Annotated in this window: 8 protein-coding genes and 1 pseudogene; 4 read left to right on the forward strand and 5 right to left on the reverse strand. The window is 69.6% G+C overall.

The window, feature by feature from the left end; translation table 11 throughout:
- The 3 genes from NBW84_RS01455 to NBW84_RS01465 form a co-directional block, all read right to left on the reverse strand.
- A partial coding sequence (locus NBW84_RS01455) for a CobW family GTP-binding protein (protein WP_250280966.1) occupies positions 1 to 465 on the reverse strand: 465 nt, incomplete at its 3' end.
- Positions 455 to 742 carry a hypothetical protein gene (locus tag NBW84_RS01460; RefSeq protein ID WP_250280968.1) on the reverse strand — a complete coding sequence of 96 codons (288 nt, stop codon included), beginning with the start codon at positions 740 to 742 and terminating at the stop codon, positions 455 to 457. The genes NBW84_RS01455 and NBW84_RS01460, both read right to left, overlap by 11 nt.
- Positions 739 to 990 (reverse strand): hypothetical protein, encoded by a 252-nt coding sequence (locus tag NBW84_RS01465; RefSeq protein WP_250280970.1) that lies wholly within the window; start codon positions 988 to 990, stop codon positions 739 to 741. Before NBW84_RS01465 ends, NBW84_RS01460 begins: the two co-directional genes overlap by 4 nt.
- On the opposite strand from NBW84_RS01465, the gene NBW84_RS23985 reads away from it, so the two are divergent.
- Positions 904 to 1,092, forward strand: coding sequence for a hypothetical protein (locus NBW84_RS23985; RefSeq protein ID WP_445548607.1), 189 nt, complete (start codon positions 904 to 906; stop codon positions 1,090 to 1,092). The genes NBW84_RS01465 and NBW84_RS23985 overlap by 87 nt on opposite strands.
- A 463-nt stretch (positions 1,093 to 1,555) precedes the next feature.
- Here NBW84_RS23985 and NBW84_RS01470 read toward each other — a convergent pair whose 3' ends face one another.
- A complete protein-coding gene (locus NBW84_RS01470; RefSeq protein ID WP_250280972.1) occupies positions 1,556 to 2,527 on the reverse strand; it encodes an ATP-binding protein in 972 nt (323 codons plus the stop codon).
- Positions 2,528 to 2,899: 372 nt separating this feature from the next.
- Positions 2,900 to 3,301, reverse strand: a complete 402-nt coding sequence (locus NBW84_RS01475) for an ArsR/SmtB family transcription factor (protein WP_250280973.1) — start codon at positions 3,299 to 3,301, stop codon at positions 2,900 to 2,902.
- A gap of 98 nt (positions 3,302 to 3,399) precedes the next feature.
- Here NBW84_RS01475 and NBW84_RS01480 point away from each other — a divergent pair, with 98 nt between their 5' ends.
- The 3 genes and pseudogenes from NBW84_RS01480 to NBW84_RS01490 all read left to right on the forward strand — a co-directional run.
- On the forward strand, positions 3,400 to 5,451 hold the full coding sequence (locus tag NBW84_RS01480) for a heavy metal translocating P-type ATPase (RefSeq protein ID WP_445548207.1): 2,052 nt from the start codon (positions 3,400 to 3,402) through the stop codon (positions 5,449 to 5,451).
- Between the two features lie 229 nt (positions 5,452 to 5,680).
- Positions 5,681 to 5,869, forward strand: a complete 189-nt coding sequence (locus NBW84_RS01485; protein WP_250280976.1) for a streptamidine-related RiPP repeat protein — start codon at positions 5,681 to 5,683, stop codon at positions 5,867 to 5,869.
- A gap of 133 nt (positions 5,870 to 6,002) precedes the next feature.
- Positions 6,003 to 6,516 (forward strand): annotated as a pseudogene (locus NBW84_RS01490) (hypothetical protein); the annotation flags it as partial.

The following is a 6,516-nucleotide window of genomic DNA, read 5'->3' on the forward strand; positions in this document are numbered from 1 at the left end:
CACGCCCTCGGGCTTGGTGTCGTCGAGGTGGCGGGCCAGGTGCCGGGCGTCCACGAGCGTGAGAATGGCGTCCAGCCGGAGCTGGCCGGCGATCTCGTCGTCGACGAAGAAGGTCTGCGCGACCGGGGCCGGGTCGGCCAACCCGGTGGTCTCGATGAGGATGTGGTCGAACCTGTCCCGGCGGCGCATCAGCGTGCCGAGGATGCGGATCAGGTCCCCGCGCACGGTGCAGCAGATGCAGCCGTTGTTCATCTCGAAGATCTCTTCTTCGGCGTCGACGACCAGAGCGTCGTCTATACCGATCTCACCGAACTCGTTTTCGATCACGGCGATGCGCTTGCCGTGTTCTTCGGTGAGGATCCGGTTGAGCAGCGTGGTCTTGCCGCTGCCGAGGAAGCCGGTGAGCACAGTCACCGGGACCTTGGCGGCCTGACTGGCCGGCGGCGAGGTGGCGTCAGTGGGCATGCGTTTCTCCGGAGAGGTGGAAGGCACGGCGCACGTCGGACTCGGTGAGGCACGCCGCGGGACCGGGCAGGGTGACCGAGCGTCGGCCGGCTGCCGGCAGTGCGGCCAGGACAGTCTCGACGGGTGGACAGCCCGGCTCCGCGCACGCCAGCTGGGCGACGAGCATGGTCACCTCCTCGTCGAGGTCCAGCGCGGCGCGGATCCAGCCGCGCAGCTTCTCGGCGATGGCCGGATCGACTGCGGGCGGCCGTGTTCCACCGGGACTGAGCAGGCTCATCCGGCGGCCACGGTGGCCACGGTGGGCTCGGTGGGAACGGTGGGAACGGGACGGGGCATGGTGCCACCCTGATGAAAACGAAAACTATTGTCAATATTGGGGCGGAGGGTGATCGTCGGGGCGCGCGGTTCCCGCGGCACGCCGGCGAGGTGCCCAGAGCTGTGGTCGACTACGTCGAGCAGCAGGTCGGGGTCGAGCCGGATCCGTTCGGGAAGTACGTGTTTTCCGGCCGAGCCATCGAACGTCACTGTGCGGAGATCCGCTGGGAGTTGGGGTTCCGGAAGTGCGCTCTCGCCGATGAGGACGCGTGGGCGCCTGGATGGCCTTCGAGGTGTGTCCGGTCGAGTTGACCGACGACTGGCAGCGTCGGGCGTTGCTGGCCCGGTGTCGGGCGCAGCGGGTCGAGCCGCCGGGGCCGTCGTGAGTTGAGCGGGTGCTGGGCGCGGCGCGGGCGGCGTTCGAGCAGCAGTTCACCGGCGCTGGTGGTCAGTCGGCTGCCGGCCGCCGCAGTGAAGCGGTTGGAAGAGCTGGTGGCCGTTCCCGACGACGCTGGCGACGTGGCGTGTTGGACCCGCTCAACCTGTTCGAGGACGCCAACACGTCACCGGGCGCCGCGCCAAGGTGACCGTGAAGGGTGGCTACACCGGCTGGGTGGTCTGGGGCCGCGGCACCGCTTTTACCGTGACTGTAAGGGGCGAAGGCCGCCATGGGGTGGCCTCGCATCCTGATCTCCGTTCCGCGGCACTGCGAGCCAGCCCGTCGTGGACTGGGGCGAGTGGCTTGGCGGGCGTCCGCTGAGCCTGTCGGGTCCGGTTAGCGCGGCGTGACGGCCTGATGTGGGTTGCGGGCATGGGGAAAGGTGAAGGTTGGGTCGATCTGGATCGACAGGTCCGTGCCGGTGGCGGCGTCGGCCCAGGATCGGGCGTTACGGAGGTGGAGGTCGTGCATCTGTCGGAGGAAGGCATCGGGGTCGTGTTCGGTGGCGTCGACGGCGTCGCGGATGGTGTCGAGTGCGATGCGGATGACCGGTTCGAGGTCGTCGAGGTGGAAGGGTCTGCCCTGCTCCATCGCACGCACTGGTGCCGACGGTCCGACACAGACGAGGAGGTCGTCGCCGACCTCACGGCGCAGGAACTCCTCGTCGACGTCATCGGTGACCTTGTTACCGATCACGGACAGGGTGATGTCGAACTCGCGGGCGTAGTCGCGGTACTGGCGGTGGACGGCGACGGCTTTGCGGGTTGGTTCGCAGACGAGGAAGGTGTGGTCGAAGCGGGCGAACAGGCCGGAGGCGAAGGCGTCGGCGCCGGCGGTCATGTCGACGACGGCGTATTCGCCGGGTCCGTCGATCAGGTGGTTGAGCAGGAGTTCGACCGCGCCGAGTTTGGAGTGGTAGCAGGCCACACCGAGGTCTTCGTCGGTGAACGCTCCGGTCGCGACCAATCGCACGCCATCGACATCGGTGGCGAAGCGTCGCCACAGCGGGTTGTCGTCGGCGAGGGGGAGCAGCCGTGATCCGGTGCCGGGCGGGGTGGTCTTGACCATCATGTCGGCGGACGGGACGCGGGGGTTGTCGCCGCGGAGGTAGTCCTTGATCTCGTGGAGGTGCTCGCCCATCGCCACGGGCGCGGCCGCGTCGTCGAGGCCGAGCGCGGCGCCGAGGTGCTGGTTGATGTCCGCGTCGAGAGCGAGGACGGGTGCGCCGGCTGCGGCGAGGTGGCGGCAGAACAGCGAGGACAGGGTGGTCTTGCCACTGCCGCCCTTGCCGACAAAAGCGATCTTCATGATAGGTGGCTCCGAGGTCGTGGCGGCGTTGCCGCGATCCAACTGCCTGATGGCTGTCCGTAATAGTAATCGTTTTCGTTAGCAGCGCTGGCGGGGCCCTGCCCCTCCGGGCGTGGGGGTGTCGTCTGTCTCTGCCCTCCAACGCGTGGCGGGCTCTGCCTCGGGTGGTGTGTGCGTCACCTGCTGGGCGGCGGCCCAGGGGATCTCCGGCGCGGCAAAGCTGTGGTCTTCCCGGGCATGGCGCGTTCGCGTGGTTCGGCCAGGCCGTCCACGGCGACGAACAGCCGTCCGACCTCGACTACCGCGACCCGCGTCGAACGGTCCAATGGGCGGTGTTCGGCACCTGGTCGCCGTTTCGAACGGGCTTGATGATCAGAGGCTTGTCTTCGCCGCGATCGGCCGGGCGGGGATGTGGGTGTGGGGTGCCGCCTCGCCGGCCGTGTGGTCGGGCAGGTTCCGGTCGGCGTGGTCGGCGTGGAACAGTGCCTCGGCGAGCAGGGCCTGCACGTGGACGTCCGCGGCGGAGTAGTAGACGAAGGTACCTTCGCGGCGTCCACGGACCAGCCCGGCGAGGCGCAGTTTGGCCAGGTGCTGGCTGACCGTCGTGGGTGCGGCGCCGACGAGGTCAGCGAGGCAGGCAACCGAGGACTCACCTTGTAGCAGCGCCCAGAGGATCTTGATGCGGGTGGGGTCCGCGAGTAGCCGGAAGCCTTCGGCGGCCAGATGGACCTGTTCCTCGTTCGGCATCCGGAAGTCCGGCAGATCGCTGTGCACGTACCAAGGTTAACCGATACACCCTGCTACTCGGCTGTCCAGTAGCCTTCCTGCCTAGCTATATACGTGGTCACGCAGGTAGCGTGATTCGGGTGACGCTGACGACGAGTCCCGCTTCCGCCGCCCTTCATCCGGCCGAAGCGCACGCCGTGGTGGCGGGGCGGGAGCTGGCCGCCCGTCTCTGGGTCCTCACCGAGGTGCGCTGGGCGACGTTGGCGAGTGTGATGTTCGCGGTCGGCGGCGTCATGCAGGTGACCGGCGCCCCGGCGCCGGTCTGGTGGGTGCTGTACCTCGCCTGCTACGCCGCCGGTGGATGGATACCAGCTGCGGCCGGGGTGCGGGCATTGCGGGAACGCGCGCTGGACGTGGACCTGCTGATGATCGTCGCCGCGTGGGGTGCAGCCAGTATCGGGCAGGTCTTCGACGGCGCCCTGCTGATCGTCATCTTCGCCACCTCTGGGGCACTGGAGGCGGTCGCGACCGCGCGCACCGCCGACTCCGTGCGCGCCCTGCTCGACCTGGCACCTGAGCGGGCCAACCGGATACGTCCCGACGGAACGGAGGAGACGGTAAGCACCGTGGACCTTCGGGTCGGGGACGTCATCCGGATCCGCCCCGGGGAACGCATCGGTGCCGACGCCATGGTGGTCGGCGGCGCCAGCGAGGCCGACCAGGCCACGATCACCGGCGAACCCCTGCCGGTCGCGAAGGTGACCGGAGATGAGGTGTTCGCGGGCACGCTGAACGGCACCGGCACGCTGACCGTCCGGGTCCATCGCCCCGCCGGCCAGTCGGTGATCGCCCGCATCGTCGCTTTGGTCGAAGAGGCTTCCGCAACCAAAGCGAGAACGCAGCTGTTCATCGAGAAGGTCGAGCAGCGCTACTCGATCGGCGTCGTGGCAGCGACCCTCGCCCTGTTCGCCATCCCCCTGTTGTCCGGCGCGGCGTTGCGACCCACCCTGCTCCGCGCCATGACCTTCATGATCGTCGCATCGCCGTGCGCGGTGGTGCTCGCGACGATGCCACCGTTGCTGTCCGCGATCGCTCTCGCCGGGCGCCACGGCGTACTGGTCAAGTCGGCCGTGGTCATGGAACGGCTGGCCGACACCACCCTGGTGGCGTTCGACAAGACCGGCACCCTCACCGAAGGCACCCCCCGTCTCCTCGACGTTCACGTCGCCTATGACGGCTCCGGAGACGGCCAGCCCTCCAGAGCACCCGCGATCGACGCGGACCGGGTACTCCAACTGGCCGCTGGCGCCGAACATCCCAGCGAGCATCCAGTCGCCGCGGCCGTGCTCGCCGCCGCCCGCGACCGCAACCTCGCCATCCCCGCCGCGCACGACTTCACCTCAACCCCCGGACGCGGCGTGACCGCCACCGTCGACGGCCATCGCGTGCAGGTCGCAAGTCCGCGCCTGCTGGACGGGCCGCAGGACGGTCCTGTCGCCGCGCAGTTGACCCCTGGGCCGCGAGCCGCGATAGACGCCGTGCAGGCCAGCGGGCACACTGCCGTGGTCGTCACCATCGACGACCATCACACCGCGGTCCTCACCCTCACCGACCGGACCCGCCCGCATGCCGCCGCCACCGTGGCCGCCCTGACCCGACTCACCGGAACATCCCCGGTCCTGCTCACCGGCGACAACCCCGGCGCCGCCAGCCGACTCGCCGCCGAGCTGGGCATCCATGAGGCGCACGGCGGGCTGCTGCCAGCCGACAAGGTCACCCGGATTCATGCCTTGCAGGATCAGCGGCGGCGAGTGCTGCTGGTCGGCGACGGCGTCAACGATGCCCCCGCGCTCGCCGCCGCCGACTTCGGCGTCGCGATGGGCCGCCACGGCTCCGACCTCGCCCTGCAAACCGCCGATGCGGTCCTCGTCCGCGACGACCTGATCGCCCTGCCCGCGGTCATCGAGCTGTCCCGCCACGCCCGCCGTGTCGTCACCGCCAACCTGGCCATCGCGGCGACCTTCATCACCGCACTGGTCGCCTGGGACCTGCTCGGCCACCTACCCCTGCCCCTCGGCGTCGCCGGCCACGAAGGCTCCACCCTCATCGTCGGCCTCAACGGACTACGGCTCCTGCACCCCCGGACCTGGCGCACCACCCAGACCCACCCTGTTCCGGAGCCGCTGGGCAGAACGTGACCATCGTGCTGTCGCGGAAACCTCGGCGCTCGGGACTGTTCGGTCCATCGGGCGCCGGTGCTGCAGGGTCGTGACGCAGAGCTCGACCTGCCTCGCTCATGGCCCTCACCGCGTGGACCACGACCTGACCGTCCCGAAGTGACGATGTGAAGGGTCTTGCGGTCAGCGCAGAGAACCTCTAGCGTCCCCTTATCGGAAATGGTTTCCGATACCAATAAGAGGAGGATGTGTGAGCGAGGTCCTGGTCGAGCAGGTGAGCGCGGTGGCGCCGGTGGCGGCACCGCAGGGTCCGGGCACGAACGCGCTGGTCCACAACCCGTTCGTCGTCGAGCCGGTGTCGGTGGTGGCGCCGGTGGCGGCGCCGCAGGGTCCGGGCACGAACGCCCTGGTCCACAACCCGTTCGTCATCGGGCGCTGACTGTGCGGCCGGGTCCCGGCGTGTTCCTGCCGGGACCCGGTCCCCGGCGCGTGCCTTCTCAGTCAGTGAAGGGTTCTCGATGAAGCTGGCCGATGGCCATCACCTCTATCCGCTCCCGGACGGGAGCTGGCGTGTGGTCGGACCGGGCGAGGTGTTCCTGCGGGTGCTGGGACCGTCGGAGGTGGTCGCCCAGCTGCGGGATCGGCTACGGGTGAGCGGGCCCGTGGGATCGGGGCCTGCGCCTGCCGCGGAGGGGGACGCGAGCTCGGAGTCCGGGCTCGCGCAGCTGGTTCAGGCGCTGGCCGATCGGGGCGTCCTGATCGACGGAGGCGACGGAGCATCGACGCCGGCCCGGACCACCCCACCGCTGCTGCACGTTTCCGGGGACGGTCCGGTCGCCCAGCTTGTCGGGGACCTTGCGGCTGACTGGGTGCGCGTGCGGCGCGGTCCGGTCGACGAGGAGGCCGTGATGGGCGCGGATGTGCTGGTGGACTGCGCACACTGGTTGCCTGACACGCACTGGCGTCAGGTGGAGCGGTGGTGCCGGGCGCACTCCACGGCGTGGACGCGCTGTCACGCGGAGGGCCTGTCGTTGTTCGCCGGTCCACTGACCGTCCCCGGGCGTACGGCGGGCTATGAGGATGTGC

It is taken from the genome of Protofrankia sp. CiP1_Cm_nod2 (assembly GCF_920664355.1).
Classification (GTDB): Bacteria; Actinomycetota; Actinomycetes; order Frankiales; family Frankiaceae; genus Protofrankia.